Genomic DNA, 25,802 nt, shown 5'->3' with positions numbered 1-25,802 from the left:
GGTTATCCTTACCCCTTCTCCCACTCCTCGCGGCCCAACCCGTAGACCGCACAGTCGACGTGTGCGCCGTCGACGTACATGAACCCGCGGAGGACGCCCTCCTGGGTGAAGCCGAGCGACTCCAGCAGCCCGCGGGAGGCGTCGTTGGACGCGTACGCCCGCGCGCTCACCACGGGGGTGTCGTACGTTCGGAAGGCGTACCCGACGGCCAGGGAGACGGCTTCTTTCCCGTAGCCCTCGCCGTGGACCTCCGGGACGAGCCAGTAGGTCAGTTCGGGGCGCTTCCAGCCGGCGTCCTCGACCGTGACCGCGCCGATCGGCCGGGTGTCCCCTTCAGGCTGGCCGGGACCGGCGTCGGAGTCGTCGAGACAGACCAGACACCGGTCGGCCTCGTCCTCGAGCGACGCTTCGATCTCCTCGCGACTCCGGAGACGGGCGCCCATCGGGTACCTGATCTCGGGGTTTGCGGACCCGCGCTGGAGGAAGTCCCTGTCCTCGCGTTCGACCGTCCGGAGGGTGACCCGGTCGCCGACGGCGGCGCGTGCTCCCGGCATGTCGACACCGACTCGGGGCCCGGGGATAAGCGTGGTCCCGGTCAGGGACGGACCCGCACGCCCATCGCCCGCGACGCCCGTGGAACGTGTCTTTTATAGTCGTTACCGGATAAGAGGGGGCCAACGACCATGCCCCACTCCGACGGACCCCGCCAAGGAACCAGGGAAACGCTCTCGAACGACCCCCGCGACCGGGGGACCTCGCCGCCACAGCGCGCGATCCAGGAGTACGAGGTCGGCCAGAAGGTCCACCTCAAGATCGATCCCAGCGTCCCCGACGGCCGCTACCACCCCCGCTTCGACGGCCAGACCGGCGAGGTCCTCGGCAAGCAAGGGAAGTCGTTCAAGGTCTCGATCACCGACGGCGGCAAGGAGAAGACCCTGATCGTCTCGGCGGCCCACCTCCGGGGACAGGATCCCGACGCGGTGAGCCTCCAGAGCCAGGACCAGGAATGACGATCTTCAAGGAGATCAGAAGCGAGGAGTACCTCACCATCCCCGAGACCAAGGAACTGCTCGCCGACCTCGAGGCCGAACGCTCCGTAGACGAGGACCGCGAACTCCCCTACGAACTGGCCCGAGCCATCGAACACGCCAACCGGTTTTCGGTCCTCTCGCCCGAGGAGTCCCGCGAACTCGTCTCCGAGCTTCGCGACATAGAGAAGGTCGACGAGCCGACGGCCTACAAGATCGCGAACCTGCTTCCACGCGACCGCGACGAGCTCCGATCCGTCTACGCCCAGCAGCGCTACACCCTCTCGGGTGACGAACTGGACGAGATCCTGAACGTCGTCACCCGGTACGCGTAGGCGGGCCGGCAGACTCTTTAAGTAGACGGTCGCCGTATCCGCGGGCAATGACCGACGCCGAGAGCGACGAGCCGACCGTACGTCACGCCGTCGTGTTGGACTACCTCCCCCACGGCCTCTCCGACGACGGCCGTCCCCAGTACCAGAAGTCGCCCGCGGGGTACGCCCTCGGCCTCGAGAACTTCCGGCTCTACGAGGTCGCCTTCGACGAGGACGAGCGGCTCACGATCGGGACCCGGGTCGTCGTCGAGCCGGCCGAGGAGCGCGACGTGGTCGTCGATTTCCGGGAGGTCACGTACGACGACCTGACCTCGGGAGCCGAGTCCGAACTCGAGTACGTCGTCGCCGACCTGGTCGAGGAGGAAGAAGAGCGGTTCGTCGGCTTCTACAACGACGCCCAGCCGATCACGCTCCGGCTCCACCAGCTCAACCTCCTCCCGGGGATCGGGAAGAAACTGCGCAACTCGATCCTCGACGAACGAAAGCGCAAGCCCTTCGAGAGCTTCGAGGAGTTAGAGGAGCGGGTCTCGGGCCTCCACGACCCCGCCGAGGTGTTAGTCGAGCGGATCCTCGAGGAACTGCGCGACGAGGACCTGAAGTACAAGACGTTCGTCGGTCGGGAGGCATAGGGGTCGCGGCGCCGTCGGTGAGGCTACTCTCGAGGCCGGGTCCGGGAAAAACGGGAGCCGATCAGGCCGCGAGCCGGTCGTCGTACTCGCCCGCGTCCACTTTCGCTTTGAACTCGCGGGCGTCCTCGCCCTCGATGGTGACGCCCAGCGAGGCACAGGTGCCGACGACCTCCTTGGCGGCGTTTTTCGTGTCGTAGGCGAGCAGGTCGGGCCGTTTCTGCTCGGCGATCGTCTTCACCTGCTCGATCGAGAGGTCGGCGACGAACTCCGTTTGGGGCTCGCCGCTGCCGGTCTCGAAGCCGGCTTCGTCCTTGATCAGCGCCGCCGTCGGCGGGACGCCGACCTCGATCTCGAAGGAGCCGTCGTCCTCGTAGGTGACGGTGACGGGCACCTCGGTGCCGTCGAACGCTTCGGTCTGGTCGTTGATCTCGCCGACGACCGCCTGGACGTCGACGGGCGTCGGTCCGAGCTCGGGGCCGAGCGGCGGGCCAGGGTTGGCCTGGCCACCCGGGACGAGCACTTCGATGGTTCCAGCCATATCCCAACGAACCGCCGCGCGCGTGTTAAGGGTTGCTTTTTCGGGCAGTTCGACGGCCTCGTGTGGCGGCGACTCCGACGGATCACCCGCCGGCCGCTGTCGCCGACGGGTTCCTCCTCACGCCGCGATCGCCGTGGAGACGTCCCCGCCGTCCTCTCGGATACCGGACGAATACGGAGAGCCCCTACCGGCTCGGGTCGAACCCGCGGCTAGCTGTCCGAGATCGGGTTGAACGATCCGTTGATGTCCCACTCGTGGATGCAATGTGGGTTTCCCGCCCGCCGTTCCCCCTCGACTCGACCGATCTGCCAGGCCCCGAGGTCGCCGTCCCAGCGCTCGAGGCGACCACAGAGTTCGCATTCCCGGGCGGTAGGCCGGTTTACGCGCACGCTCATTGGTGGAGGTAGGCGGCCCCACCCTCATAACGGTGTCCGTGTGCGGCAATCTCTGCCACGATCGTTCACGATCGTTGTGGCGGGATCGCCGGAGACCCACTCGTCGTGTTGGATGCACAGGATGCACAATCCGAAGGGCGCCGGAGGAACGCATCCGCTAATAGCCGCCGTGTTCCCGACGATTCCGGCAGCGTTACCGGCTCCGACGCCCCTTGGTCTGGCGGTAGTCGCCGGCCATCAGCGCCGAAAACTCCTCGACCCACTCCTGGGTCCGGTCGTCGCTTTGGTCGGCGGGGTCGACCATTGGAACCAGTTCGAACCCGCGCCCGCGGATCGCCCGCCCGTGATCCGCGACGATATCGAGGTCGGAGACGGGCGTCGTCGTGTACTCCTCGCCGAGTTCCGCCAGGGCGCGTTCGCCGATCGGAACCAGGATCTCGGGGTTTATCATCCTGATCTCGGCGTTGAGGTAGGGTTCGCAGGTCGAAATCTCCTCGTCGGTCGGCGCCCGGTCGGGGTGGCGACACCGGGTCAGGTTCGTGACGAAGGCGTTTACGATCTCGGGGCGTTCGGGATCGGAGTCGGTGACCAGAAGCCCCAGCCGTCGGAGGATCGACTGGAGCTTCTCGCCCCGCTCGTCGCCGTCCTCGCCGCCCGCGAAGGGCACGCCGATCTCGTCGGCGCCGGGACCGGGGCGCTCGCCGACGAACAGGAAGTCCGCGCCGACGTCGCCGTAGCCGTGGACGACCTGGCTCCGGCTCTCGACGAGCGCGGGGCAGTTCGGACACTCCTCGTCCATCCCGAAGGGGTTCTCCCGGGTCTCCTGGTTCGCGTCCACGGGCTGGGTTCGGGCGAGAGCTACAAAAACGGCGCGCTCACGCCCGCCGGGCGAACAGCAAGGCGAGAACGCAGCCACAGAGTAAGAGGACGGCAAACGCCGGGAGGGCGACCGAAAGCGATCGAGAAAGGCCGTAGGCGATCCCGACGCTGAACGCGCCGACGGCCCCGCTCGCGGCCGCGTGGAGGAGTTCGAGCCGGAGCGCGTCGGCCTCCCGGCCGAGCTGGACCCCCAGCGTGATCGATCGCCTGCCGGCGTCCCACGCGAGGACCGCACAGAGGGTCCCCAGGAGGACGGGCTCGGTCGGCGCGCCGGCGATCGCCCCGGCGGCGATCGCGACCACGAACGCCCCGAACCCGACGCCCGGGAGCGACCGCGAGCGCCGGTACAGCCCCGCGGCCACGCAGGCCGTTCCAAGGAGAGCCGCCAGAGACGCCACCGGGTGCCAGGTCGTCGCCAGAACCGTGAGGAGGGCGCTCGAGCCGAGCGCGATCGCCGCGCTCGCCCGCGTCGGCCGCCCGGTCATCCCGACCACCGGGTCGTGGCCCGCCGGAGGGCGGTCTCCAGGGGGTCGTCGGCTCCCCAATCGACGACCCGAACCCCCGCGCGCCGGAGGTCGTACAGCCGGACGCGGCGCTCCAGGTCGGCGACCCGTCCGCCGGGGGTCGAACTTCCTGTGGAATCCGGACTGAGCACCGTCACCGGGTAGCCGTAGGCGTCGAGCGACCGCGCGAGGCGGGCCGCCTCGGCGTCCCGGAGCGGCGAGACGAACAGGACCTGGGCGGCGGGGGTCCGGGCTCGAAACGACTCGAGCCACTCGCGGGTGTCACAGTAGTCCTCGGGCGGGCGCTGGCCGAAGGCGGGGTGGGTCGAAAGCGCCGCCTCGAGCCGTGGCCCGGTGGTGCCCGCGGCGCTCGGCGCGAGCCAGCAGGGCGTCGGCGAGAGCCCGGCCAGCCCGACGGCGTGGCCCTCGGCGAGCAGCGCCGCGAGGAGCCGGGCCGTCGCGGCCACGCCCCGATCGCACGCCGGCTCACCCCCCTTCGGCGCCGCGTACGCCGGAGTCCGGCAGTCGACGACGGCGACCACGGTGGTCGCGCGCTCCTCGCGGAACGCGACCGTCGAGAGTTCTCGCGTCCGAGCGAGGCGCCGCCAGTCGATTCTGGCCATCGGGTCGCCCCGACGATACTCCCTGGTCGAGTGGAACTCGATGCCGTCGCCGCCCGCCTCCGTCGGGAGCGCGCCGACGAACCGCGTCACCGCCGGCCGGAGCGAGAGGTCGGCCGCCGCCGCCGCGGACTCCGGCCGGCAGACGAGTTCGGTCTCGGCCGGCACGGTCAGGTCGTGTTCGACCGTCTCGGCCGCGTCGCGGGCGAGCACCCGGACCGGGCCGAACCCGTGGCGCCCGCGCCGGGCCCGCACCGTGTACGCGAGCGTCGTCTCGCCTCCGGCGGGCAGCGGGGTGCCCCGGCGGGGCGAGCCCGCGACGACCTCCAGAGTCTCGGGGACGCCGTCGATCAGCCGCACGTCGGGGAGGGGGGCCTCGCCCTCGTTCCGGACCGTGAGGGTGACCGTCAGCTCCTCGCCCGCAGCGGGCTCCTCGGGATCGATCGATCGCGTCGCCGAGAGCTGCGGGACGCCCCCAAGCTCGCTGCGGGCGTAGGCCGCGTAGCCGACGCCCGCCGCGGCAACCAGGGCGAGCGCCGGCTCTCCGACGGCGACCCCGCCGCCGAGGCCGACGAGCGCGAGCGCGCTCACCCCGTGCCATCGGTCGGTCGCCCTGACCGTCGCTTCCGCCGGCTCGACGGTGTACCCCGCCGGCTCCGGCTCCCGCGGTCGGAGCCGGTCGAGCAGCCGGCGCCCGATCCCCGCCGCCGGCTCCCGCGAGGGTATCCGGCCGGTCGCCCGGACGAGTTCGTCGATCGTCCGTTCGACCGCCTCGCGGACATCGCTCGCGCCGTCGCGGATCGCCCTGGCGTCGGCCAGGTCGTCGGACGCGTGGCCGAGGAAGGCGGCCGCGACGGGTTCGTCGGTCCACGACCTGCTCTCGAGGCGCTCCGTGGCTTCGGCCGGCGTGAGCCGCCCGTGGGCGACGAGGGTCTCGACCGCGACCTCCCGCAGCCGTCCGTGGAGGCGCTTCAGCGCGTAGGAGGTCCGGCCGCGCTCGATGGCGGCGTCCGCGAGCAACGAGTCGACGCGCTCGCCCGGCGTCTCGACCGGGGCCCGGCGTTCGGGCTTCGGGAGCGACGGCCGCTCGGTCTCGCTGCCGATCCGCCGGACGAACAGGAGAGGGATCCCGACGCCGACCGCGAGGAAGAGAAAGATCAGGACGGTCCCCGTCGGGAGCGGCGGATCGACGTAGCGAGGCCCGAGGAGTCCGGCGAGGCCGAGCGCGGCGGCGATCCCCACCGCGACCGAAAACCGGCGCGGGCTCACGACCGATCACGCTCGTCGGCGCCCTCGATCCGGCGGAGCGCCTTGATCGCCCGGCGCTCGTCGTCCTCGGTCGGCTCCCGGCCGCCGTACCGGACGTCCTCGAAGAGTTCCGTGAGGATCTCCACGTCCCGCTCGTCGATCCCGGCCCGGACCGCCGCTCGGGCGAACTCCCCGGTGGTCCTCGCCCGCCGGTTCGACACCGAGAGCGCCCGCGTCATCTCCCGCCACGCGCGATGGACGTCGTTCTCGACGGCGTCGCCTTCGAGACGGTCGGCGGCGGCTCCGGCGGCCTCCGCGACGGTCTCGAGCGGTTCCTCGTCGTCCGGATCGTCGGATTCCTCGGATCCGTCGAGGGGGTCGGGACTCCCTTCGACCGAGACGTCCTGATCGGCCGGCCGGCGGAGCATCCGGTAGACGGTCGCCAGGGCGAGGAGTCCGGCGAACAGGAACGCGATGGGGAGGAGGAGTTCCCAGGGTACGAGTCCGGTGGCCCCGACGGGTTGGCGGGAGTCGTCGTCCTCCGGGTGGACGTCCGATCCGTCGGCGGTCACGTCGGGGCCGTCGGCCGGGACGTATGCCGGAAGGGACGACGCGACGACGGCGAGGACGACCAGCGAGACCAGCGCGATAACGGCTCCCGTCGCGTTATCGCGGCCCATGGCGTGGTCGTGTCAGCGGACGGTATTAATAACCATCCATACGTATCTTGCCGGGAGAACGCGCTCGGGGTCTTCGAACGATCTCACTCGGTCGGCGGGCTCCGCTCGGCGACGGCCGCCGACGCGGCCCGCCGGTGGACGATTCCGATGTTGTTCGCGACGGTCTCGGTGAGATTCCGAAGCGCGTCGCCCGTTTCGCCCTCCGCGAGTACCGAGGGTTCGCCCGAGTCGCCGCCCTTCCGGATCGCCGGATCGAGCGGGATCGAACCGAGGAACGGGAGGTCGTGCTCGTCGGCGAACTCCCTTCCCCCGCCCTCGCCGAAGATGTCGTGTTCGCTCCCGCAGTCCGGACAGACGAACGTCGCCATGTTCTCGGCGATCCCCAGCACGACGGTGTCGTGGCGTGCGAACATCTGGAGCCCCTTCCTGGCGTCGTCCAGGGCGACGTCCTGGGGCGTCGTGACGATCACGCTCCCGGTGACGGGCATCGTCTGGAGCATCGTCAGCTGGGTGTCACCGGTTCCGGGCGGGAGGTCCACGACGAGGTAGTCGAGGTGACCCCACTCGACGTCCTCCGTCAGTTGAGTGATCACCTTGTGGACCATCGGCCCCCGCCAGATGACGGGGTCGTCCTCGCCGACCAGAAAGGCCATGCTCATCAGCTTCACGCCGTGTTTCTCCGGGGGAACCAGGGTATCGGACTCGGTCGTCATCGGCGGCTCGTCGGCGTCGACCATCCGGGGGACGTTTGGGCCGTAGACGTCGGCGTCGAACAGGCCGACGCGAGCACCCAGATCCGAAAGCCCCGCCGCGATGTTGACCGCGATCGTCGACTTCCCGACGCCGCCTTTCCCGCTCGAGACGGCGATCACGTTCTTGACGTTCGGGAGGACCGCCTCCTCGCCGCCCGAATCGCGGTCGGGGACGCTCGCCGAGAGCTCGGGATCGATCCCCTCCTCGCCGAGGACCGCCCGGACCTCGCCGGCAATCGCCGTCTCGGTCGGGGAGTACGGTGCCCCGAGCGCGAGGTCGATCGCCACGTCGTCGCCGTCGACGGTGACCTCGTTTACGAGCCCTAGCGAGACGATGTCGTCGCCGAGATCGGGGTCCTCGACGGTCCGAAGCAGGTCGAAAACGGCGTCGTCGTCCATGGCGGGGATGGGCGACGGCCGTCGAAAAGGGTTGTGCTGTGGGTCAGGGCCGGAAGTCAAAGCGCGGTCCGCCGAACTCGGCGGGATCGGGCTCGAGTTCGACCCCGCTCTCGAACCGAACGAAGTTGAGGTAAAACGGGCGGCCACAGCCCTCCGTCCGTTCTCGCTCCCCGCACTCGAAGACGATCCCGTCGGCGGCCTCGCGCGCTTCGGGGGGGTCGTCGAGGGTCGCGTACTCCCACCCCGGCTGGGCCGTAAGCGTCACCGACCGGTCGGCGATCTCGGGCGGGCGCTCGACATCGATCACGGCCCCGCAGTGAGGACAGGTGTAGCTGACCGAAACCATACCCCTCCTACCCGTCGACGGACCCTAAGCCCTCGCACCAGAACACCTTTTGCTCGCCCCGCGGAGACCCTCGTATGATCGACGAAACGGTCGAGGAGCTCCGCGAGATGCAGACCCACAGCTCCTCGGTCGTCGCCGTAAAGGCGACGCGCTCGCTCGAGGAACTCCTAGAGCGGGAGTTCGCCACCGTCGAGGAGTACGTCAGGGACCTGGAGCGAAACGGCGCGGTGTTGCGCCGGTCGAACCCCTCGCATGCCTCCCTCCAGAACGCCGTCCGCGAGGTCGTCGAGACGGTCGCCGACGCCGACTGTGGCTCCGTCGAGGAGGCCAAGGAACTCACCCGGGAGCGGATCGACGCCGTCGTCACTCGCGTCGAGAACGGGAAGGAACGCGCCGCCGAAAACGCTGCCGACTTCCTTGCCGACGGCGCGACCCTGTTGACCCACGACTACTCCTCGACGGTCGAGGCCGCTCTCGCGGGCGCGACCGCGGACGGAAAGAGCTTCGAGGTCTACGTCACCGAGGCCCGCCCGCGCTACGTCGGCCGCAAGACCGCCCGCAAGCTTTCCGCGATCGACGGCATCGACGTCACCCTCATCACCGACAGCGCGAGCGGCTACTTCCTCGAGGACTGTGACCGGGTCGTCGTCGGAATGGACTGCATCGTCGGCGAGACCCTCTACAACCGGATCGGCACCTTCCCGATCACCGCCGCCGCGAACCAACTCGAGGTGCCGGTGACGGTGCTCGGCTCGGCCGCGAAGATCATCACCGACGGCTTCGCGTTCGAAAACGAGTTTCGCCCCCCGAGCGAGGTCATGTTAGAGCCCACGGAGGGGTTTTCGATCGAGAACCCCAACTACGACGCGACGCCGATCGACCTGCTCTCGGGCGTGGTCACCGACGACGGTTACCTCTCGTTTTGACCGTCGAAACCACTGGTTACTCGCGGGCCGAACGGATCGGTAACCGAACAGTCACTGATCTTCACAGAAGATCAGTCACAACCCTTATTCCGGTCGGATCCTCCAGTTCTACCAATGAAGCGTCGGCACAGTTCTCGAACGACAGCACAACTGACGATTGGCTGCTCTCCGCTCTCCCGTCGACCGAATAAATCGGAGGTTTCGTCGTGAAATTCGACAACATCGGCGTCGGGGTCGTCGGCCTGGGGGGGATGGGGCAACTCCACGCCAACAGCATGCACGATCTCGGCGCGAGCGTCGTCGCGGGCGCCGACGTCTCCCCGCCCCAGCGCGAGCGCTTCGGACGCGAGTTCGGGGTCCCGACCTACGAGGACCACGACGACCTCGTCGCCGACGAACACGTCGACGCCGTCGTCGTGACGACCCCGAACCGGTTTCACGAGCCGATCGCCGTCGCGGCCCTGGAGGCCGGTCGCGACGTCCTGGTCGAGAAACCCCTCGCACACACCTTAGAAAGTGCCGAACGGATCGCAGCGGCCGCGAGAAAGGCCGACGCCGAGTGCATGGTCGGTTTCCACAACCGCCACACGGCCGGAACGACGATGCTCACCGAACAACACGCCCGCGGGCGCTTTGGCCCCCTCACCCACGTCGAGGCGAACTACGTCCGCCGCCGGGGAATCCCCGGTCCCGGCTCGTGGTTTACGAACGCCGACCTCGCGGGCGGGGGTGCACTGATCGACATCGGGGTCCACGCGTTGGACCTCTCGCTGTACGTCCTCGGCTTCCCGGAGGTCGTCGAGGTCAGCGCCACGACCCGTTCGACGTTCGGCGGGGAGGAGAGCTATGCCGACCCGGACGGCTTCGGGGAGAACTGGTCGGCCGACTCCGGAACCTACGACGTCGACGACTCCGTCTCCGCGTTCATCCGGTGTGCGGACGGCCGGACGATTAGTCTCGAAGCCGCGTGGGCGACCAACCGCGAGCCCAGTTCCGAACTTCACGTCCGGGGAACGCAAGCGGGCGCACGCATGGAGATCGGCGGCACCGACCTCTCGATCCTCGAGACCGGCACCGTCGGCTGTGACCACTACGCCGACACCGACCTGACCGGGGACGCCTCGATCACGGGCTATAAACAACAGGACCGCGAGTTCCTCGCCTGCGTCGCCTCCGGCCACGAGCCAGCGACGAACACGGTCGGGGAGGCTCTGACCGTCCAGCGCGTGATCGACGCCATCTACCGCTCGAGCGAAACCGGGCGGGCCGTCGAGGTCGAACGCCGCGAACACGAGGCCGCGCCGACGATCCGCCGGGAGTCCTCCTGATCGCCGTCGCCCATCACATGTGGCCGGCTCTATTGCTGGACCACTCCCCTGACTCGGAGATTCCGATGATCCACCCCGGGCCACCCTCTCCCACGTACCGTTCTTGGAGCGTCCACGTTTCTACGATCGTCTCCGAACCGGATAGCGTCGCCCGTATGGTATACTTCCCGGAGCGATCGAAGACGTCCTCCTCCACCGTCGTATCTCGTGGTGCAAGCGAGAGATCATCCGCGTATACGGTCTCGGCGTCTTCGAACACGACCTCTATCGAGAGGTTCTGAGACTCACCCCCGTCGTTGATCAGCTCTAAATCGGCCGGGTGGGTGCTGACGTAACATTTCGGGACGTTCGGATCGACGCCGTCCGGGTACACGCAGTCCTCGTCTTCCGGAGGATCATCCGGATACCCGTATGGACTCCCGATACATCCGGCTCCGACTACCAATAGTAGACAGAGACAGACCCGGATGGTACGTCTTGGCACGTATGATGGTCCCGGACGGTCCCCATCATTTTTGGGGTGGCTGAGGTACTCGCAGCGGCCTCGCCATGGTTCGGCGGTCGCCGTCGCCGTCTCCGAGGTCGTCACTACCGCTTTCCGGACCCATCGATGCCGTCCTCGAAAACGAACCCATCCGAGATCCCGCGGGAACTGACGCCGGACCGTCTACAGGACGTCGTCGAAGTCGCTGTGGCCGTGGATGTCGACGCCATCCTCGGTGATTTCACAGAGGAAGACGCCGTTGCCGCTGCCGGTGTCGCGCTCGACGGCCGACTTGATCCCGCGGGCGGCGATCTCCATCGCCTCCTCGTTCGAGAGTCCCTCCTCGTACTCCTGTTCGAGCAGGCCGTAGGCGAGTTGCATCCCGCTGCCGGTGACGGTGTAGTCGTCCTCCATCACGCCGCCCGCGGGGTCGATGCTGAAGACGTGGCTGCCCTCCTCGTCGACGCCGCCCAGGATCGGGTGGATCGCGAAGAACGGGCCGCCGCGGGCGAAGTTGCCCGCGAGCGTCGCCAGCGCCTCGATGCTCAGGTTCTCGCCGTTGCGGGCTTCATAGAGGTTGACCTCCGCGCGGAGGCTCTTGATGAACGACTGGGCGCCGCCGACGCTGCCGACGAGGGTGAGCGCCGCGGTCGGGTGGATCTGCTCGACCTTCTGGACGTTCTTGTTCGAGACGAACCGGCCGCCGAGGCTCGCGCGCATGTCCGTCGCGATGACGACGCCCTCCTCGGTCGTCAGCCCGATCGTCGTCGTCCCGGTCTTGTTGACGTTGTCGAGGTCCGCCCGGCTGAACTCGTTTTCGGGCAGCTCCCCCAGTTCGGGCTCGTAGGGGCTCGTCGCCCGCTGGCCGGAGGTGTCGCCGTCGAGTTGACCGATCCGGTCGGTCGGGTCGGAACCGTGGGTAGGCGTTCGCATTGGCAGTCATTACGCTCGGGCGCATATAAATCATCGGCGTTCCGTTCCGACGGGCCGGAACCCCGGCCCTTTTAAACCGGCTCGAACCGGTAGCCGTCCCACTCCTGGCTCTCGGGTTCCTTGATTCCCGCCCCGGGATCGCGAAGTTCCTCGGCGTAGACCGGCCGAACTTCCGTCCCGCTCTCGACCGGTTCGGTCAGTTGGCCGATCGCGCGGACCGGCTCGCCCTCTACAGTGAACTCGACGATCGCGACGTGGTTCGGTTCGCGGACGCCCGGCGGCGTCGCGTGGGAGGTCGTCCAGGTGACGACCCGCGCGGTGTGCTCGCTCAGATCGACGGTGCCGACGGGCTCCTCGCCGTCGGGCCCCAGCGGGTGGGGCGGGTAGCCGAGCGAGCCATCGGCGTAGCGGGCGGCCGCCATCGGCGGCTCGCCGTTCTCGCTATCGTCCGTCCCGTCGGCACCCGCGGCCTCCCCGCTCTCGCCGGCGCCGCTCATGCGCCCGCCTCCATGATCGTCGTGATGACGCAGTTGCCGAAGCCGCCGACGTTACAACAGAGGCCGACGTCCGCCTCGACCTGGCGCGGGCCGGCCTCGCCGACCAGTTGCTCGTAGACCTCGACCGCCTGGGCGACGCCGCTCGCTCCGAGGGGATGGCCCTTCGATTTGAGCCCGCCGGAGGTGTTGATCGGGAACTCGCCGTCACGGTCGGTGTACCCCTCGTCGACGAGTTGCCAGGACTCGCCCTGCTCTGCGAAGCCCAGCCCCTCCATCTGGAGGAATTCGAGGATGGTGAACATGTCGTGGAGTTCGGCGACGTCGATCTCCTCGGGACCGTAGCCGCTCATTTCGTAGGCCTCCCGGCCGCTCTCGACGACCCCGCCCATCACCGTCGGGTCGGGCCGTTCGTGGACGACGTGGGTGTCGGTCGCGCCCGAAATGCCCGAGATCAGGGCGTAGTCGTCCGTGTACTCCCGGGCCACGGATTCCGGGCACAAGAGGAGGGCGGCCGAGCCGTCGGTGATCGGACAGAAGTCGTAGAGTCTGAGGGGATCGGCGACCATCGGGCTCTCGAGGACGGTCTCCAGATCCACTTCCTTCCGGAACTGGGCGTTGGGGTTGTCCACCCCGTTTCTGTGATTTTTCACTGCTACTTTCCCCAGGCTCTCGCGAGGTGCGTCGAACCGTTCGAGGTAGTGTCTGGCGGTCATTCCCGCGAACGACGGGAGGGTAAGTCCGTGTTTGTACTCGCAGGGATGGGTGATCGAGGCGATGACGTCCGTGCTCTCGCCGGTCGTTTTGTGGGTCATCTTCTCGCCACCCACGAGCAGAGTCATCTCGCTTGCCCCGCTGGCGATCGACTGCCAGGCGGCGTGGATCCCCGCGCCCCCGCTGGAACTGGTCTGGTCGATTCGGGCGGCGTAGGCGGGCATCGCGCCCAGATCGTGTGCAAGGGCGTTCATCGTCCCGCCCTGGCCCTCGAACTCGCCGCTGGCCATGTTCGAGACGTAGAGGTGCTCGAGTTCCCCGGGCTCGACGCCGGCGTCCTCGAGACAGGCGACCCCGGCCTCGGCGAGCAAGTCGAGGATCCACTCGCCCTCCCGATTCCCGAAGGGGGTCATCGAGGCACCGATCACTGCGACTGGTTCCATACTCGACGGCACTCGGGTCAGCGATTTATAGGTGAGGGTCGGGCGGGCCGCCGCCGGTGAAAACCTGCTTATTCCTTCGGGGCCAACGCCGCCCCATGGAACGGAGAGCCGGGGATCCTGCCGCCGTCTCCCGGAGGGGATAGCACGTGTCCGGACCCGATCGGGACGCGGACGCCTCCGTGGACGCCACGTGTGATCTGTGTGGCCGCACGATCCCCTCCTCCGGGGTCGAGGACGGGGAGAGGACGTTCTGTTCGACCGGCTGTCTGGACGTGGCGACGACGCTCGGGGCCCCTGCGACGACCGGGGAACCGAACACTGACGATAGCGGTGATCCCGACGGGGACGAGGGCACGCGGGAGGACCTCGCCCGCACCTTCCTCCGGATCGACGGCATGCACTCGGCGACCTGCGAGGCGTTCCTCGAGTCGGTCGCCGAGGGCTGCGAGGGCGTCGTCGACGCCGAGGCGAGCTACGTGACGGAGACGATGCGGGTCACGCACGACCCCGACCGTGTCTCGGACGCTGAACTCCGGGACGCGGCGAGCACGCTCGGGTACACGGCGTATCTCCGGTCGGAGGCGACCGAGGAGGGGGAGTCGGCCGGCGCGACGCGCCGGTCCCGGGAGATGACGGGCATGCGGAAACGCCGGGACGACCGGTTGCTCGAGCTTCGGTACGCCGCCGGCCTCCTCTTCGGCGCATTCCTGTTGCTCCCCTACGTCGCCGTCCTCTATCCGGTCCATCTCGCCTCGGTTACGGAGCTGGCCCTGCTCTCGGGGTTCGAGCGGTCCTTCCGGCTGAACGGCGCCGGCGGCCTCATGTTTCTGCGGCTCTCGCTCGTCCTGGCCGGGATCGTCCTCCTCTTTACCGGGTTGCCGGTGTTGCGCGGGGCCTACGTCGGCCTCCGAATGCGCCGGCCCAACACGGACCTGCTCGTCGCGACGACGGTGACGGCCGCCTTCGTCTACAGCACGGCCGCCGCGTTGCTGGGCCGAACCGACGTCTTCTACGACCTGGCGGTGGTGGTCGCTGCCGCGGTGACGGCCGCGACGTTCTACGAGTCCTCGGTCAAGCAACGCGCCCTCGAGGAACTCACCGACCTCACCGTCTCGCAGGTCGAGGCCGCCCGCCTGTACGAACCCGACGGGACGACAGCGGAGATCCCGGTCGAGGAACTCGAGGCGGGCGATCGCGTGCTCGTCCGTGCCGGCGAGCGAGTTCCGGTCGACGGGGTCGTCGAGAGCGAGTGTACGGTCGACGAGGCGATCGTGACCGGCGAGTCCCTCCCGGTGGGCAAGGAGGAGGGCGACGACGCGGTCGGCGGCTCGGTCGTTACCGACGGCGCGGCGGTCGTCCGGGCCGGACCGGAGGCGACGAGCAGCATCGACCGGATCACGACCGCCCTCTGGAGCCTCCAGAGCGGGAATCACGGCGTCCAGCGCCGGGCCGATCGGCTGGCAGCCCGTGCCGTCGCGGTCGTCGCCAGCGCGGCCGTCCTCGCCGGGCTCGTGGCGGCTGCGCGCGGGTCGGGGGCCACGAACGCCGCCCTTCGTTCGCTGACCGTCTTGCTCGTGGGGTCCCCGTGGCTCATCGGGTTCGCGACGCCGCTGTCGGTCGCGACCGGCATCGAGGAGGCCCTCCGGCGGGGGATCGTCGTCTTCGACGAGACCGTCCTCGAGCGGCTCCGGGGCGTCGATACCGTCGTCTTCGACAAGACGGGGACGCTCACGACCGGGGAGATGGAGGTCGTCGAGGCCGACGCGCCCCCGGGCCTGCTGGACGCCGCCGCGGCGCTCGAGGCGCGGGCGTCCCATCCCGCCGCGGCGGCGATCGTGGCGGCGTTCGGCCGCGATTCCGACCGTACGGACGGGGGAGTGGGCGACGAGCGCGGGGACGACCCGACCGACCGAGTGAGCGAGTTCGCGACCCACGCGACCGGGGTCGAGGGGGTCGTCGACGGGACGCCCGTCCTGGTCGGCGATCTCGACCTCTTCGCCGATCGGGGGTGGGCAATCGAGGAGGGTATCGAGTCGCGAGTCGCCGAGGCCCGCGGCTTCGGCCGCCTTCCGGTCGTCGTCGGCCGGGACGGCGCCGCCGAGGGCCTCGTCGTCGTCGGCGACGAGCCCCGCGAGGGGTGGGCGGGGACGATCGCCGGTCTCGGGGAGCGGGGGATCGAGGTCGTGGTCCTGACCGGCGACGACGAGGCGGCCACGGAGTTCTTCGCCCGCCACGAGGACGTCGCGCACGTGTTCGCGGGCGTCCCGCCCGAGGGAAAGACCGCGACGGTCGAGCGCCTCGCGGGTCGGGTCGCGATGGTCGGTGACGGCACCAACGACGCGCCGGCGCTGGCCGCGGCCGACCTCGGGCTCTCGCTGGGCGGCGGGACCGACCTGGCGGCCGACGCGGCCGACGTCGCGATCGCCGACGACGACATCGGGTCGGTCGAGATGGCGTTCGATCTGGCGAGCGCGGCCCGCCGGCGAGTCCGGCAGAACAACCGGCTCGCGCTGGGGTACAACGCGATCGCGATCCCCGCCGCCGTGGCCGGCGTCTTCAACCCCCTGACGGCCATGTTCGCGGCAGTCGTGGGCGGGGCGCTCGTCGGGGCGAACTGTCTGCGGGATCTGGCCGACGAGTAGGGCGGGTCAGGCGGACTCGGCGGCCGTCGGCAACTCGCCGGCCCGCGAACGGGCCTGCGAGATCACCGCGGGGCGGGCCGAAAACGAGACCTGAACGTCCTCGTCGCCGTAGGTGACGTCCTCGACGCGGGCGTTGTCGTGGAGCCAGGAGACCAGGCTCATCGTCTCCTCGGCCATCGGGAGCACGAGCCGTTCGTCCTCCCAGTCGGGGAGTTCGGCGTCGATCCGCTCTCTCAAGGCCTCAAGCCCGGTCCCCTCGCGGGCGCTGACCGCGACCGGGTTCGGCGCGAGCGCCGACAGCGCCTCGCCTTTCTCCTCGAGTTCCGCCTCGCTCACCCGGTCGGTCTTGTTCAGAACGGTGACGATCGGCGCCTCGTTTCGCTCGTAGAGGGTGTCGTGGGAGGTGACGAGCTTCTCGTGGATCTCGTCGATCGGCTCGCTGACGTCCACCACCAGAAGCACGAGGTCGGCCCGGTAGACCGAGTCCAGCGTCGACTTGAACGACTCGACGAGCCAGTGGGGCAGATCGGAGATGAACCCCACCGTATCGGTGACGAGCACGTCCCGAGGCTCCATGTCGGCCCGCCGGGTCGTCGTCCCGAGGGTGGTAAACAGCCGGTCCTGGGACTCGGCAGTCGTCTCCAAGTCCTCGTGGCGCTCGTCGTTTTCGTCGACGGAGTGGTCGGCCGCGAGCCGCCGGAGCAGGGTCGATTTTCCGGCGTTGGTGTAGCCCGCGAGCGCGACGAGGTCGAACCCCGAATCGCGCCGGCGTTCCCGGCGGTCCTCTTCGGTGCGCTCGATCGTCTCGAGTTCGTCGGTGATCCGGCTGATCCGCGCTTTGATGTCGCGTTCGCGGCTCTCGTCGTACTCCCCCAGGCCCATGAACCCGGGGTGTTCGCCGCGCTTTGCGAGGCTCGTCTTCGCCTCCGCCCGCGGGAGTTCGTACCGCAGTTCGGCGAGTTCGACCTGGAGCTGGGCGGTCCTGGTTCGAGCGCGCTGGCCGAAGATCTCGAGGATGAGGGTGAAGCGATCGAGGACCTCGACGTCCTCGGGAAGCTTCCCTCCGAGGTTGTACATCTGGTAGGGACCCAGCCGGTTGTCGAAGATCACCGCCGACGCCTCGGCGGACTCGACCGTCCGGGCGAGTTCCCCGGCTTTCCCCTCGCCGATCTGGAGGGCGGGATCGGCCTCCCTGGTCTGGGTGAGTTCGCCGACGACGTCGTAGCCGGCGGACTCCGCGAGGTGGATTATCTCGCCGGTGTCCGCAGTCCCGGAATCGACCCGTTTCGCGACGATCGCGCGCTGTGGTGGGCTCATGTGAGGTGGGTGGTGAGCGCCCGACCCGACGGCCCGCGACACCCGAACGCCGAGTCGCTACGGACGCCGGCCGGTCACCTCCGGCGCGAGTGGGACGCTCATGGCCGCCGGTAGGTCCCCCAGTATCTTCAATCCAGTGGCGCTCGTGGGACGACCGGAAGGATCATACTCCCCCGCGAGAACGGGCCCATATGCTCGATCTCGACCCGGCCACCATCGGCCTCGAGTTCGGTGGCGGGGCCACTGCCGGATTCATCGGGGGTTACGTGGCGAAGAAGGCCACGAAGCTCGTCGCCGTGCTCGTCGGCCTCCAGCTTGCGGGCCTGCGATACCTCGAGAGCGAGGGGATCCTCGCGGTCGACTGGGAGGCGTTGGGGTCGGAGATCGCCGCGCTCTCTGCGTACGCCGATCCGGCCTACCTCGAGGGCGCCGTCTCGACGCTCTCGATCGGCGCCGGCGTCACGGGCGGGTTCGTACTCGGCTTCCGCCGTGGATGATCAGTCGTCTTTCCTGACGCTGATGACCTGCAAAAGCGAGTAGACCGGGACGCCCTCGAGCTCGTCGATCCCCTGTTTGTCCGCGAGCACGATACAGGCGAGAGGGTCGCCGTCCTCCGCGCGAACGGCCTCGATCGTCTCGCGCATCGTCGTCCCGCTGGTGATCGTGTCGTCGACGATGTAACACTCCCGGTCGCGGATGCCCGCGAAGTTCCGGGAGAAGGTTCCCCCGAGGTCGGCGATGTCGCCTTCCTCCCACTGGTGTTTCGCGGGCGTGTAGCTCCCCAGGTCGGTCTCGAGTTCGCGGGCGATCAGCGTCGCGATCGGCGTCCCCGCCTTCTCGATCCCGATGGTGAGATCGACGCCCTCGCCGTGTTTGGCGAGCATGTCCGCCATCGCGGTCGCGATCGCGCTCATCCGTTTGCTGTCCCGGCCGACCGCGGACCAGTCGACGTGGATGTCCCCCGGACTGCTCGCCGGCTCCTCCCGGTTCGCCGTCGGCGCGCCGCCGCTTCGCTCGACGAGCCAGCTCGCCGTCTCCCGGGAGACGTTGAGTTCGTCCGCGATCTCGCCCTTCGAGAGGCCGCGATCGGCGAGATCGGCCGCGCTCTCGATCAGGTCGTCGACGTCCTTCATGCCTTCGAGTTCGGAGGCCGTTTTTATAGTCGTATCGTCACCGACCGCCGACCGTGTCGTCGCCGGGCGCTATCTCACCCTATATAAACCGCTGGAACAGTCAGGGCCACAAGGCAACCGAGCGGGTAGTGTATCGAAAGACAGGATCGATCCGGGTGGCCACGCGGTGTCGGCCCGGCAACCTATCCGTTCCAACCATGATCCACACTGATATAGTCGACAGTCGAGGTCCGTCGCTCGCGCATCGGTCATCCGGTCGAACGGAGGGTGAGACGGCGTGACGACCGTCACCGAACTCGCGCTTACCTCCGAGGACGTCGCGCTCGCCGAGACGTTCGAGGCCCTGCCCGACCTCGAGATCCGGATCAAAAGCGTCGTCGCCGAAGGCCCCCTCCAGACGATGCCGCTGGTCTGGATCGCCGGCGAGCCCCGGGCGGAGATCGAAGAGGCGCTCGAGGCGGACTCCTCGGTTTCGGAGTTCGACCGCCTCCTCGAGGACGACGGGGGTTCCGAGTGGCTCTACCGCATCGAGTACGCCGCGGGCGTCGGCAACATGTGTTCGGCGATCTTCTCGAACGACGGGACGATCCTCGACGCGCAGTGTTCGGCCAGCAACTGGACGTTCCGCCTCCTGTTTCCCCAGCGGGACCTCCTCTCGGAAGCCGTGGGCGAACTCGAGGATCAGGGGATCACCGTCGACGTCAAACGGATGGTCGAGGCCGGCCGCAACGCCGACCTGGAGGCGACCGCGGCGCTCACCGAGCCCCAGGAGGAGGCGATTAGCGAGGCCTACGACCGCGGCTACTACGACGTCCCGCGCCGGATCTCGCTCGAGGATCTCGCGACCGAACTCGACATCTCCCACCAGGCGCTCTCCGAACGCCTCCGCCGGGCGAACAAGGTCCTGGCGAGCGAGCAGATCGGCGAACCCGGCCAGGACGGCATCGTTCACTGATCTCTCCTCCCGCTGGCGCCGGACCCACCTTTTTGCCCTCCCCTCCCCCAGACGGGGTATGGATTCCGACTTGACGGACGAGCAGGCCGCCGTGGGCGACGTCGTCCGCGAGTTCGCCCGCGAGGAGATCCGCCCGCTGGCCGCCGAGGCCGACCGCGAGGAGACGTTTCCCGAGACGGTCTGGGACGGGCTCGCCGACCTCGATCTCACGGGATTGACCGTACCGGAGGAGTACGGCGGCTACGACGCCGATCCGGTCACCTACGCCGTCGTCAACGAGGCGGTCGCCGGCGGGATGCTCGCCGTCGCGACCGCCCTCTCGGTGCACTGTCTGGCGACCGCCTGCATCGCCGAGTTCGCGGGCGAGGGCGTCCGCGAGGAGTGGCTTCCGGAGATGGCCGAGGGCCGTCCCGTCGGCGCGTTCGCGCTCTCGGAGCCGGGGGCGGGCTCGAACCCCGCGGAGATGACCACCCAGGCCCGAAAAGAGGGCGACGCCTACGTTCTCGACGGCGAGAAACAGTGGATCACGAACGGCAATCGGGCAGGGGCGATCGTCTGTTTCGCGAAGGTCGACGGGGACGACGGGGTCACCCAGTTCTTGATTCCCGGCGACGTCGACGGGCTCTCGGTCGGCGACCCCGAGGAGAAACTCGGGCTCCGCGCGAGCGACACGACCTCGCTCACCTTCGATGGCGTCCGGGTCCCCGCGGAGTACCGCCTGACGCCCGTCGGCGACGGGCTCTCGGCGGCGTTTCACGTCCTCACCGACGGCCGGATCGCCATCGCGGCCCAGGCCGTCGGCGTCGCGTCCCACGCCCTGGAGGAAGCCCGCGGGTACGCCGGCGAGCGCGAGCAGTTCGGCGGCCCGATCGGCGACATCCAGAGCGTCCAGCACACGCTCGCCGAGATGGCGACGGAAACCGAGGCCGCCCGGCAGCTGACCCGCTACGCCGCCCGCCGGCGGGCGGACGGCGAGGGCGCGATGGCCGCGAGCATGGCGAAGTACTTCGCGAGCGAAACCGCGACCGAGGTCGCGGGCGAAGCCGTCCAGCTCCACGGCGGCTACGGCTACGTCACGGAGGGCGGGGTCGAACGCCTCTATCGCGACGCGAAGATCACCGAGATCTACGAGGGAACCACACAGATCCAGAAGACGATCATCGCCAGACACCTCCTCGAGTGAGACGACCGAAGCGGCTATACCGCCGTCGTCCGACCAAAAACGCATGTCCGGAGCCGACTACGACGCCGTCGTCTACGACCTCGACGGCACCCTCGTCGACCTCGACGTCGACTGGGAGGCGACCGCCGTCGATGTCCGCGAGGTGTACGCCGCCGCGGCGGTCGACGTGCCGGCCGGCGATCTCTGGGAGTTGCTCGCGGCTGCCGCCGACCACGACCTCGCGCCCGAGGTCGAGGCGGCGATCGCGGCCCGCGAACGCGAGGGTGCCCGGAGGGCCGCCCGGCTCCCCCTCGCCGAGGAACTCCTCGCGTGTTCGGTGCCCGCGGGGATCTGTTCGCTGAACTGCGAGGAGGCCTGCCGGATCGCTCTCGACTCCCACGACCTCCTCGAGGCGGTCGACGCGGTCGTCGGCCGCGACACGGTTGGGAGCCGCAAGCCCGACCCCGAGCCGCTGCTGGAGGCGGTTTCCCGCATCGGCGCGACTCCCGGGCGGACGCTGTTCGTCGGCGACTCCGAGCGCGACGCACGCACTGCCGAACGGGCGGGGACCGCGTTCGAGTACGTCGACGGTTAGCGGTTTCGGCGATACGCGTAGACGTAGACCGAAAGCGCCGTCAGGATCCAGATCACCGCGCCGACCCGGACCGCGAAGCCGACGCGGGCGTTCCAGGTCGGCAACGTTGCCGTCGTCGAGAGGACCGCGACCGTCGGCGCGCCGAGCAGGATCGTCGTCACGAACGTCACCTGCATCACCCAGCCGTAGTCGACTCCCTCGGGGTCGGTCCGCTCGACGCGTGTCGGCACGGGCGTTTCTCTCGGCGCAGCGCCCTTAAGCCCGCCGTTGCCCGGTCGGGTCGTTACTCGACGTCGGCGAGAAAGGCCTCGACGCGGTCGGCGAACGCCCGCGGCCGCTCGACCATCGCCAGGTGGGCCGCCTCCGGAACCGCCGCGAGGCTCCCCTCGGGGACCTCCTCGGCGATGTACTCGTGGTACCACGGCGGCGTCAGCTGATCGCGTTCGCCGTAGACGGCGAGGACTGGCACGTCGATCTCCCCGAGGCGATCCCGGACGTCGAACCGGTGGCAGGTCAGGAAGTCCCGGCGGACGACCTTCTGCCCACAGGCTCGCATCTTCGCTTTCGAGCGCTCGACGGCCCGCTCGTCGGGATCGTGAAAGAGCCGGTCGGGGCCGTGGAGGAACTCGAGCGCGCGCTCGAAGTCCTCCTCGAGCCAGTCGAGGAGATCCGAGAGCACGCCCATCCGCGCGCCGGTCCCCGCGAGGACGACCGCGTCGGGGGACCAGTCCGCGCGCTCGACCAGGAGGTGGAGGGCGACGGCGCCGCCCAGCGAACTCCCGACGAGGACGTCCGCGTCGGTCGCTTCCGCGACCGCGAGGGCGTCGTCGGCGTACGCAGAGAGGGTCGTGTAGCCGGGCTCGGCGTCGATATCTTCCGAGTCGCCGTGGCCCGAGAGGTCGAGGGCGGCCGTCGGCCGCTCGGCGAGGCGGCGCTGGGCCGACCAGAGCTCGTGGCTCCCGCCGCTGCCGTGGACGTAGAGCACCGTTTTTCCGTCCTCACTCTCGTCGTGAACGTAGGCGATCCGGCGGCTCCCGGTCGAGGCGGTGTTCATGCGGTCGTGCTAACACTGGACGGGAATCGCCATAAATGCCGGCGCCCGCGTCAGCGATCGGGCATCGTCGAGTGTCGCGTCGACGCCCCCATGTCCGCCCGCCTCGACGGCGAGGGCGCCATCGTCGAGTGCATCGTTCCCCGGGAACGGGGCCGTGAGTCCGAGCCGAGGGGGGTGTCCTCACCCTCCTTTTGCTCGCTCCCGTCGTCGGCCTCGCCTGCCTCTTCCTCGTCGGTGTCCTCCTCGTCCGTCTCGTCGCCCTCCCTGAGTTCGTCGAGGCGTTCCCGTGCCTCGTCGAGTTCGTCGCCGAACCCCTCGAGCTTCGAGCGCATCGCCGACTCGAGCTCCTCCTCGACGAACCCTTCTTCGTCGCCCTCTCCACCGCCGACGGCGTCCCCGACCGCCTCGGCCGCCGACTCCGCGAGCGACTCCTCGGCTTCGTCTTCCCCGTCGGTCTCCTCGCTCTCGCCGTCCGTCTCGTCCTCCCCGAGGGCCCCGATCCGTTCCTCGACTGCCTCCTGGAGCTCCCCGACCTCCGTGGGGAGTTCCTCGTCGTCGGCCTCGGCGACCTTCGCGAGTTTCACCAGCACCCGGAGGTCGCCGACCTGCTCCTCGCGTCCCTGGGCGATCGCCTCGAGCAGGGAGTCGGGTTCGGTGCCGTCCTCGAGCTCGTCGAGCCCGAGCGCCTCGAGGAGGGCGTCGGCGTCCTCGGCCTCGATCAGCTCGTTTGCCTCCTCGGCGATCCCGCCGAGGCCGCTCGCGTCGAGTTCGCCGGGGAGGTCCTCGCTTCCCTCGGGCGCCCCGAGCCCGTCGATCGCGTCCTCGGTCTCCTCTAACAACCGGTTCGCTCGGTCGGCGATCGAGTCGCTCATTGGATCCGTTTGGGTGGGACGGGGTATCAGGTTGGCGCTCGTCCGGCGCTACTCCTCGCTTTCGCTTACCGTCTCGATGATCTCCTCGGTCATCTCCTTGCGGCTCAGGTTCGCCTTCACGTCGACGTCCTTGGCGACCGACTGGAGGTCCCGGTAGGACATCACCTCGAGGAAGTCCTCCAGGGTCTCGCGTCTGAGTCCCTCGAGGTCTTCGGGCGCGGGCGTCCCGTCGCCCTCGGCGAGGAGGTCGGGCGTGGCCTCGTCGGCTTTCTCGGTGAGACCCCCGCTCTCGTCGTCGCCCTCCTCGTCGCCGTCCTCGGCTTCCTCCGTCTCCTCGCCCTCTTCGTCTTCTCGGGCTTCCTCGTCACCGTCGCTCTCCTCGTTGGCGATATCCGGCGTCGCCTCCTCGACCTCGTCGGTCGCTTCCTCGATGGCGCCGTCGACGGCGTCTCCGGCACTCTCCTCGGGGATCGCCGCCCGGACCCCGTCTCCGAGCTCCTCGCTGCCGATCGCCTCGGCCGCGGAGGCGATCGCCTCCCGGCTCGCCAGCCGGGAGACGACGCCGACGATCGCCTCGCGGATCGCGGTTTTGACCTCGCCTGCGATCTCTCCGAACTCCGCGCCCCGCTCTAACCCGGAGTCGATCGTCTCGTGGACCTCCCCGCCGATCGCCTCGCCGAACTCGCGGCCGGCTCGGGCGCCGAACTCGCGGCCGACGGAGGCGCCGAGCGCCCCGGCGTCGACCTGGTCCTTGATCGAGCCGCCGCCCAGCAGCTCGCTCGCGTCCAGTTGCTCGGTCACCTCGTCGGTGACGATCCCGGCGAGGTCGAAGCCGCCGTCGCCCTCGTCGTCGCTCATTGGTCCCACCTCGCGAGAGAGGCGGGAGGGCTACTCGTCGCCCCCCTCATCGCTTCCCTCCTCGTCGTCCTCGCTTTCCGATTCCTCGCCGTCCTCGCTTTCGCCGTCGCTGCCCTCGCTCTCCTCGCTCCCGTCGGACTCCGCCTCGTCACCGTCGTCGTCCGCGAGGAACTCCTCGACCAGCCTGTCGCCGACGGTCCGCCCGACCGCCTCGCCGATCACGCGCCCGAGGGACTCGCCGATCAGGCGGCCGATCGCCGCGCCGGTGTTCTCGGCGTCGTCGAGTTCGCCCTCCCACTGGGTGCCCTCGAGAAGCTCCGCGACGTCGATCGACTCGGCGAGGCGCTCGTAGTCGATCCGGTCGGTGATCGATTCCTCGCTCATTCGCCGTCCTCCTCGTTTCCCTCGTCCTCTTCGCTTCCGTCGGACTCCTCGTTGCTCTCCTCACTTTCCTCGTCCTCGTCGTCACCGAGGGGGCCCGCGTCGGACAACCCGGAGCTCCCGTCGCCGAGCAACTGGTTGACGAGTTCGCGGGCGAGCTGGCCGACGAACTCCTCGATCGGGAGCTCGCTCAGGACGTTCGCCGCGCTCTCGCGGGCCGAGCTTGCCGCCCCCGAGAGGGGTCCCTCACCCTCTTCGCCCTCCTCGTCCTCGCCACCGCCCAGCAGGCCGCCGAGGCCGCCACCGAGCAGGTCGCCGAGACCGCCATCGAGGAGGTCACCGAGGCCGCCGTCGCCGAGCCCCGCGACCGCCGACAGCAGGTTGCCGAGCAGGTTGCCGTCGCCCGGACGCGCCGAGAGATCCAGGTTCACGTCGCCCAGATTGACCTCGAGGCCCAGCAGATCGAGGTAGAGCCCGTCCAGGTCGAGGTGGAGCACGCCGGTCGCGTCCTCGTCCTCGTAGACGTCCTCGGGGCTCTGGTCGTGGCCGCCCTCTCCTTCCTCCTCGCCCTCTCCGTCCTCGCTTCCCTCGCCCTCATCGTCTTCGCTCTCCTCTCCGTCCTCGCTTCCCTCGCCCTCATCGTCTTCGCTCTCCTCTCCGTCCTCGTTTTCCTCGCTCTCATCGTCTTCGCTCTCCTCTCCGTCCGCTTCTTCGCTCTCCTCTTCGTCCTCGTCGGCTTCGGGTTCTCCCTCACCCTCCTCGTCGGCCTCTTCTTCTTCGCCGCCGTCGGTCATCAGTCGCCGGGAGTCGTCGCCGGTCGCCTCGAGGACGTCCCGTGCTCTCTCCTCGTCGGTCTCGTTGGATCGCGTACGATCGGCCATAGACACTCGAACGACGGACGGACGAAGGGTGGTAGTTTGGCTTGCATGTGCGCCGCTACGGCCTCGAGCCGGCGATACCGTCCGGTTCGAACGGCTCGTGGCGGACCCGGTACCCCTCCGGGCTCTCCTCGATCCGGTCGACCTCATAGAACCTGAAGTCGGCTAGGTAGATTGTTCATGCATAGATCTCTTCGGAAATTTGTGCTGCCGGGATGGGCTTTGGGTTCCGTGTCTCTGAAAACACCCATCTACAACCTCCACCATTTAATCCCGAGGCG

General features: G+C 69.1%; 31 protein-coding genes. 10 read left to right on the top strand and 21 right to left on the bottom strand.

Features of this window, described 5'->3' with window-relative positions; genetic code table 11:
* Window positions 1-8 precede the first annotated feature (8 nt).
* On the bottom strand, window positions 9-554 hold the full coding sequence (locus DVH23_RS09985) for a GNAT family N-acetyltransferase (RefSeq protein WP_114577291.1): 546 nt from the start codon (window positions 552-554) through the stop codon (window positions 9-11).
* A gap of 129 nt (window positions 555-683) precedes the next feature.
* Here DVH23_RS09985 and DVH23_RS09980 point away from each other — a divergent pair, with 129 nt between their 5' ends.
* Genes DVH23_RS09980 through DVH23_RS09970 form a run of 3 tightly spaced genes read left to right on the top strand, consistent with a single transcriptional unit; the run spans window position 684 to window position 1,992 of the window.
* On the top strand, window positions 684-1,010 hold the full coding sequence (locus DVH23_RS09980; protein WP_114577290.1) for a 50S ribosomal protein L21e: 327 nt from the start codon (window positions 684-686) through the stop codon (window positions 1,008-1,010).
* On the top strand, window positions 1,007-1,363 hold the full coding sequence (locus DVH23_RS09975; protein WP_114577289.1) for an RNA polymerase Rpb4 family protein: 357 nt from the start codon (window positions 1,007-1,009) through the stop codon (window positions 1,361-1,363). Before DVH23_RS09980 ends, DVH23_RS09975 begins: the two co-directional genes overlap by 4 nt.
* 47 nt (window positions 1,364-1,410) lie before the next feature.
* Window positions 1,411-1,992: a DUF655 domain-containing protein gene (locus tag DVH23_RS09970; protein WP_114577288.1), complete on the top strand. Its 582-nt coding sequence runs from the start codon at window positions 1,411-1,413 to the stop codon at window positions 1,990-1,992.
* 61 nt (window positions 1,993-2,053) lie between these two features.
* Here the strand turns inward: DVH23_RS09970 and DVH23_RS09965 are convergent, their stop codons facing one another.
* The 8 genes from DVH23_RS09965 to DVH23_RS09930 all read right to left on the bottom strand — a co-directional run bounded on the left by DVH23_RS09965 (window position 2,054) and on the right by DVH23_RS09930 (window position 8,352).
* Complete coding sequence (locus DVH23_RS09965) at window positions 2,054-2,530, bottom strand: 50S ribosomal protein L11 (RefSeq protein WP_114577287.1); 477 nt, start codon at window positions 2,528-2,530, stop codon at window positions 2,054-2,056.
* Between the two features lie 209 nt (window positions 2,531-2,739).
* Window positions 2,740-2,925: an HEWD family protein gene (locus DVH23_RS09960; RefSeq protein ID WP_114577286.1), complete on the bottom strand. Its 186-nt coding sequence runs from the start codon at window positions 2,923-2,925 to the stop codon at window positions 2,740-2,742.
* A 193-nt stretch (window positions 2,926-3,118) separates the two neighbouring features.
* A complete protein-coding gene (locus DVH23_RS09955) occupies window positions 3,119-3,763 on the bottom strand; it encodes a uracil-DNA glycosylase family protein (protein WP_114577285.1) in 645 nt (214 codons plus the stop codon).
* Window positions 3,764-3,800: 37 nt separating this feature from the next.
* Window positions 3,801-4,289 (bottom strand): hypothetical protein, encoded by a 489-nt coding sequence (locus DVH23_RS09950; RefSeq protein WP_157972383.1) that lies wholly within the window; start codon window positions 4,287-4,289, stop codon window positions 3,801-3,803.
* Complete coding sequence (locus tag DVH23_RS09945; RefSeq protein WP_114577283.1) at window positions 4,286-6,196, bottom strand: DUF58 domain-containing protein; 1,911 nt, start codon at window positions 6,194-6,196, stop codon at window positions 4,286-4,288. The genes DVH23_RS09950 and DVH23_RS09945 overlap by 4 nt, the downstream gene beginning before the upstream one ends.
* Window positions 6,193-6,855, bottom strand: coding sequence for a DUF4129 domain-containing protein (locus DVH23_RS09940; protein ID WP_114577282.1), 663 nt, complete (start codon window positions 6,853-6,855; stop codon window positions 6,193-6,195). Before DVH23_RS09940 ends, DVH23_RS09945 begins: the two co-directional genes overlap by 4 nt.
* An 83-nt stretch (window positions 6,856-6,938) precedes the next feature.
* Window positions 6,939-8,006 carry an Mrp/NBP35 family ATP-binding protein gene (locus tag DVH23_RS09935; protein ID WP_114577281.1) on the bottom strand — a complete coding sequence of 356 codons (1,068 nt, stop codon included), beginning with the start codon at window positions 8,004-8,006 and terminating at the stop codon, window positions 6,939-6,941.
* A gap of 43 nt (window positions 8,007-8,049) precedes the next feature.
* On the bottom strand, window positions 8,050-8,352 hold the full coding sequence (locus DVH23_RS09930; protein WP_114577280.1) for a hypothetical protein: 303 nt from the start codon (window positions 8,350-8,352) through the stop codon (window positions 8,050-8,052).
* 74 nt (window positions 8,353-8,426) lie between these two features.
* Between DVH23_RS09930 and DVH23_RS09925 the strand changes: the two genes are divergently transcribed.
* Window positions 8,427-9,278 carry a translation initiation factor eIF-2B gene (locus DVH23_RS09925; RefSeq protein ID WP_114577279.1) on the top strand — a complete coding sequence of 284 codons (852 nt, stop codon included), beginning with the start codon at window positions 8,427-8,429 and terminating at the stop codon, window positions 9,276-9,278.
* A gap of 206 nt (window positions 9,279-9,484) precedes the next feature.
* On the top strand, window positions 9,485-10,606 hold the full coding sequence (locus tag DVH23_RS09920) for a Gfo/Idh/MocA family protein (RefSeq protein ID WP_114577278.1): 1,122 nt from the start codon (window positions 9,485-9,487) through the stop codon (window positions 10,604-10,606).
* A gap of 13 nt (window positions 10,607-10,619) precedes the next feature.
* Here the strand turns inward: DVH23_RS09920 and DVH23_RS09915 are convergent, their stop codons facing one another.
* The 4 genes from DVH23_RS09915 to DVH23_RS09900 all read right to left on the bottom strand — a co-directional run bounded on the left by DVH23_RS09915 (window position 10,620) and on the right by DVH23_RS09900 (window position 13,674).
* Window positions 10,620-10,979 (bottom strand): hypothetical protein, encoded by a 360-nt coding sequence (locus DVH23_RS09915; protein ID WP_114577277.1) that lies wholly within the window; start codon window positions 10,977-10,979, stop codon window positions 10,620-10,622.
* 294 nt (window positions 10,980-11,273) lie between these two features.
* Window positions 11,274-12,023 carry an archaeal proteasome endopeptidase complex subunit beta gene (gene psmB / locus DVH23_RS09910; RefSeq protein WP_114577276.1) on the bottom strand — a complete coding sequence of 250 codons (750 nt, stop codon included), beginning with the start codon at window positions 12,021-12,023 and terminating at the stop codon, window positions 11,274-11,276.
* A 71-nt stretch (window positions 12,024-12,094) separates the two neighbouring features.
* Window positions 12,095-12,445 (bottom strand): OB-fold domain-containing protein, encoded by a 351-nt coding sequence (locus DVH23_RS09905; RefSeq protein WP_198667907.1) that lies wholly within the window; start codon window positions 12,443-12,445, stop codon window positions 12,095-12,097.
* A 71-nt stretch (window positions 12,446-12,516) separates the two neighbouring features.
* On the bottom strand, window positions 12,517-13,674 hold the full coding sequence (locus tag DVH23_RS09900) for a thiolase family protein (RefSeq protein WP_114577274.1): 1,158 nt from the start codon (window positions 13,672-13,674) through the stop codon (window positions 12,517-12,519).
* Between the two features lie 146 nt (window positions 13,675-13,820).
* Here DVH23_RS09900 and DVH23_RS09895 point away from each other — a divergent pair, with 146 nt between their 5' ends.
* Entirely contained in the window at window positions 13,821-16,316 is a 2,496-nt protein-coding gene (locus DVH23_RS09895; RefSeq protein WP_232833738.1) for a cation-translocating P-type ATPase, read from the top strand.
* A gap of 6 nt (window positions 16,317-16,322) precedes the next feature.
* Here DVH23_RS09895 and hflX read toward each other — a convergent pair whose 3' ends face one another.
* Window positions 16,323-17,633, bottom strand: coding sequence for a GTPase HflX (hflX, locus tag DVH23_RS09890; RefSeq protein WP_114577273.1), 1,311 nt, complete (start codon window positions 17,631-17,633; stop codon window positions 16,323-16,325).
* 191 nt (window positions 17,634-17,824) lie between these two features.
* On the opposite strand from hflX, the gene DVH23_RS09885 reads away from it, so the two are divergent.
* Window positions 17,825-18,130: an FUN14 domain-containing protein gene (locus tag DVH23_RS09885; RefSeq protein ID WP_114577272.1), complete on the top strand. Its 306-nt coding sequence runs from the start codon at window positions 17,825-17,827 to the stop codon at window positions 18,128-18,130.
* Here DVH23_RS09885 and gfcR read toward each other — a convergent pair whose 3' ends face one another.
* On the bottom strand, window positions 18,131-18,766 hold the full coding sequence (gene gfcR, locus DVH23_RS09880; RefSeq protein ID WP_114577271.1) for a transcriptional regulator GfcR: 636 nt from the start codon (window positions 18,764-18,766) through the stop codon (window positions 18,131-18,133).
* 277 nt (window positions 18,767-19,043) lie between these two features.
* Between gfcR and DVH23_RS09875 the strand changes: the two genes are divergently transcribed.
* Genes DVH23_RS09875 through DVH23_RS09865 form a run of 3 tightly spaced genes read left to right on the top strand, consistent with a single transcriptional unit; the run spans window position 19,044 to window position 21,478 of the window.
* Window positions 19,044-19,721 carry a helix-turn-helix domain-containing protein gene (locus DVH23_RS09875; protein ID WP_114577270.1) on the top strand — a complete coding sequence of 226 codons (678 nt, stop codon included), beginning with the start codon at window positions 19,044-19,046 and terminating at the stop codon, window positions 19,719-19,721.
* A 58-nt stretch (window positions 19,722-19,779) separates the two neighbouring features.
* Window positions 19,780-20,904: an acyl-CoA dehydrogenase family protein gene (locus tag DVH23_RS09870; protein ID WP_114577269.1), complete on the top strand. Its 1,125-nt coding sequence runs from the start codon at window positions 19,780-19,782 to the stop codon at window positions 20,902-20,904.
* Window positions 20,905-20,947: 43 nt separating this feature from the next.
* Window positions 20,948-21,478, top strand: a complete 531-nt coding sequence (locus tag DVH23_RS09865; RefSeq protein ID WP_114577268.1) for an HAD family hydrolase — start codon at window positions 20,948-20,950, stop codon at window positions 21,476-21,478.
* Here DVH23_RS09865 and DVH23_RS09860 read toward each other — a convergent pair.
* From DVH23_RS09860 to DVH23_RS09835, 6 genes are read right to left on the bottom strand one after another with little or no spacing between them, the layout of a single operon-like run.
* Complete coding sequence (locus DVH23_RS09860) at window positions 21,475-21,708, bottom strand: DUF5822 domain-containing protein (RefSeq protein WP_114577267.1); 234 nt, start codon at window positions 21,706-21,708, stop codon at window positions 21,475-21,477. The two genes, DVH23_RS09865 and DVH23_RS09860, sit on opposite strands and share 4 nt — an antisense overlap.
* A 53-nt stretch (window positions 21,709-21,761) precedes the next feature.
* The gene (locus tag DVH23_RS09855) at window positions 21,762-22,532 is read right to left on the bottom strand and encodes an alpha/beta fold hydrolase (RefSeq protein WP_114577266.1); all 771 of its coding nucleotides are present in this window, start codon (window positions 22,530-22,532) and stop codon (window positions 21,762-21,764) included.
* 50 nt (window positions 22,533-22,582) lie between these two features.
* A complete protein-coding gene (locus tag DVH23_RS09850; protein WP_114577265.1) occupies window positions 22,583-23,404 on the bottom strand; it encodes a hypothetical protein in 822 nt (273 codons plus the stop codon).
* 48 nt (window positions 23,405-23,452) lie between these two features.
* The gene (locus tag DVH23_RS09845; protein ID WP_114577264.1) at window positions 23,453-24,262 is read right to left on the bottom strand and encodes a hypothetical protein; all 810 of its coding nucleotides are present in this window, start codon (window positions 24,260-24,262) and stop codon (window positions 23,453-23,455) included.
* 30 nt (window positions 24,263-24,292) lie between these two features.
* The gene (locus DVH23_RS09840; protein WP_114577263.1) at window positions 24,293-24,646 is read right to left on the bottom strand and encodes a hypothetical protein; all 354 of its coding nucleotides are present in this window, start codon (window positions 24,644-24,646) and stop codon (window positions 24,293-24,295) included.
* The gene (locus DVH23_RS09835; protein WP_198667903.1) at window positions 24,643-25,524 is read right to left on the bottom strand and encodes a hypothetical protein; all 882 of its coding nucleotides are present in this window, start codon (window positions 25,522-25,524) and stop codon (window positions 24,643-24,645) included. Before DVH23_RS09835 ends, DVH23_RS09840 begins: the two co-directional genes overlap by 4 nt.
* Window positions 25,525-25,802 lie beyond the last annotated feature (278 nt).

This window comes from Saliphagus sp. LR7, from assembly GCF_003344565.1.
Lineage (GTDB): Archaea > Halobacteriota > Halobacteria > Halobacteriales > Natrialbaceae > Saliphagus > Saliphagus infecundisoli.
Note: the sequence above shows the minus strand (reverse complement) of the source record. Positions and strands in the feature narration are given on the sequence as shown.

What these genes read in the sequence shown, in the direction of transcription:
- DVH23_RS09975 (WP_114577289.1), top strand. Translation starts at nt 1,007, where the DNA reads ATGACGATCTTCAAGGAGATCAGAAGCGAGGAGTACCTCACCATCCCC.
- DVH23_RS09865 (WP_114577268.1), top strand. Translation starts at nt 20,948, where the DNA reads ATGTCCGGAGCCGACTACGACGCCGTCGTCTACGACCTCGACGGCACC.
- psmB (WP_114577276.1), bottom strand. Translation starts at nt 12,023, where the DNA reads ATGCGAACGCCTACCCACGGTTCCGACCCGACCGACCGGATCGGTCAA.
- DVH23_RS09835 (WP_198667903.1), bottom strand. Translation starts at nt 25,524, where the DNA reads ATGGCCGATCGTACGCGATCCAACGAGACCGACGAGGAGAGAGCACGG.
- DVH23_RS09850 (WP_114577265.1), bottom strand. Translation starts at nt 23,404, where the DNA reads ATGAGCGACTCGATCGCCGACCGAGCGAACCGGTTGTTAGAGGAGACC.
- hflX (WP_114577273.1), bottom strand. Translation starts at nt 17,633, where the DNA reads ATGAGCCCACCACAGCGCGCGATCGTCGCGAAACGGGTCGATTCCGGG.
- DVH23_RS09885 (WP_114577272.1), top strand. Translation starts at nt 17,825, where the DNA reads ATGCTCGATCTCGACCCGGCCACCATCGGCCTCGAGTTCGGTGGCGGG.
- DVH23_RS09985 (WP_114577291.1), bottom strand. Translation starts at nt 554, where the DNA reads ATGCCGGGAGCACGCGCCGCCGTCGGCGACCGGGTCACCCTCCGGACG.
- DVH23_RS09905 (WP_198667907.1), bottom strand. Translation starts at nt 12,445, where the DNA reads ATGGCGGCCGCCCGCTACGCCGATGGCTCGCTCGGCTACCCGCCCCAC.
- DVH23_RS09940 (WP_114577282.1), bottom strand. Translation starts at nt 6,855, where the DNA reads ATGGGCCGCGATAACGCGACGGGAGCCGTTATCGCGCTGGTCTCGCTG.
- DVH23_RS09980 (WP_114577290.1), top strand. Translation starts at nt 684, where the DNA reads ATGCCCCACTCCGACGGACCCCGCCAAGGAACCAGGGAAACGCTCTCG.
- DVH23_RS09960 (WP_114577286.1), bottom strand. Translation starts at nt 2,925, where the DNA reads ATGAGCGTGCGCGTAAACCGGCCTACCGCCCGGGAATGCGAACTCTGT.
- DVH23_RS09900 (WP_114577274.1), bottom strand. Translation starts at nt 13,674, where the DNA reads ATGGAACCAGTCGCAGTGATCGGTGCCTCGATGACCCCCTTCGGGAAT.
- DVH23_RS09950 (WP_157972383.1), bottom strand. Translation starts at nt 4,289, where the DNA reads ATGACCGGGCGGCCGACGCGGGCGAGCGCGGCGATCGCGCTCGGCTCG.
- gfcR (WP_114577271.1), bottom strand. Translation starts at nt 18,766, where the DNA reads ATGAAGGACGTCGACGACCTGATCGAGAGCGCGGCCGATCTCGCCGAT.
- DVH23_RS09965 (WP_114577287.1), bottom strand. Translation starts at nt 2,530, where the DNA reads ATGGCTGGAACCATCGAAGTGCTCGTCCCGGGTGGCCAGGCCAACCCT.
- DVH23_RS09970 (WP_114577288.1), top strand. Translation starts at nt 1,411, where the DNA reads ATGACCGACGCCGAGAGCGACGAGCCGACCGTACGTCACGCCGTCGTG.
- DVH23_RS09930 (WP_114577280.1), bottom strand. Translation starts at nt 8,352, where the DNA reads ATGGTTTCGGTCAGCTACACCTGTCCTCACTGCGGGGCCGTGATCGAT.
- DVH23_RS09925 (WP_114577279.1), top strand. Translation starts at nt 8,427, where the DNA reads ATGATCGACGAAACGGTCGAGGAGCTCCGCGAGATGCAGACCCACAGC.
- DVH23_RS09855 (WP_114577266.1), bottom strand. Translation starts at nt 22,532, where the DNA reads ATGAACACCGCCTCGACCGGGAGCCGCCGGATCGCCTACGTTCACGAC.
- DVH23_RS09840 (WP_114577263.1), bottom strand. Translation starts at nt 24,646, where the DNA reads ATGAGCGAGGAATCGATCACCGACCGGATCGACTACGAGCGCCTCGCC.
- DVH23_RS09845 (WP_114577264.1), bottom strand. Translation starts at nt 24,262, where the DNA reads ATGAGCGACGACGAGGGCGACGGCGGCTTCGACCTCGCCGGGATCGTC.
- DVH23_RS09870 (WP_114577269.1), top strand. Translation starts at nt 19,780, where the DNA reads ATGGATTCCGACTTGACGGACGAGCAGGCCGCCGTGGGCGACGTCGTC.
- DVH23_RS09935 (WP_114577281.1), bottom strand. Translation starts at nt 8,006, where the DNA reads ATGGACGACGACGCCGTTTTCGACCTGCTTCGGACCGTCGAGGACCCC.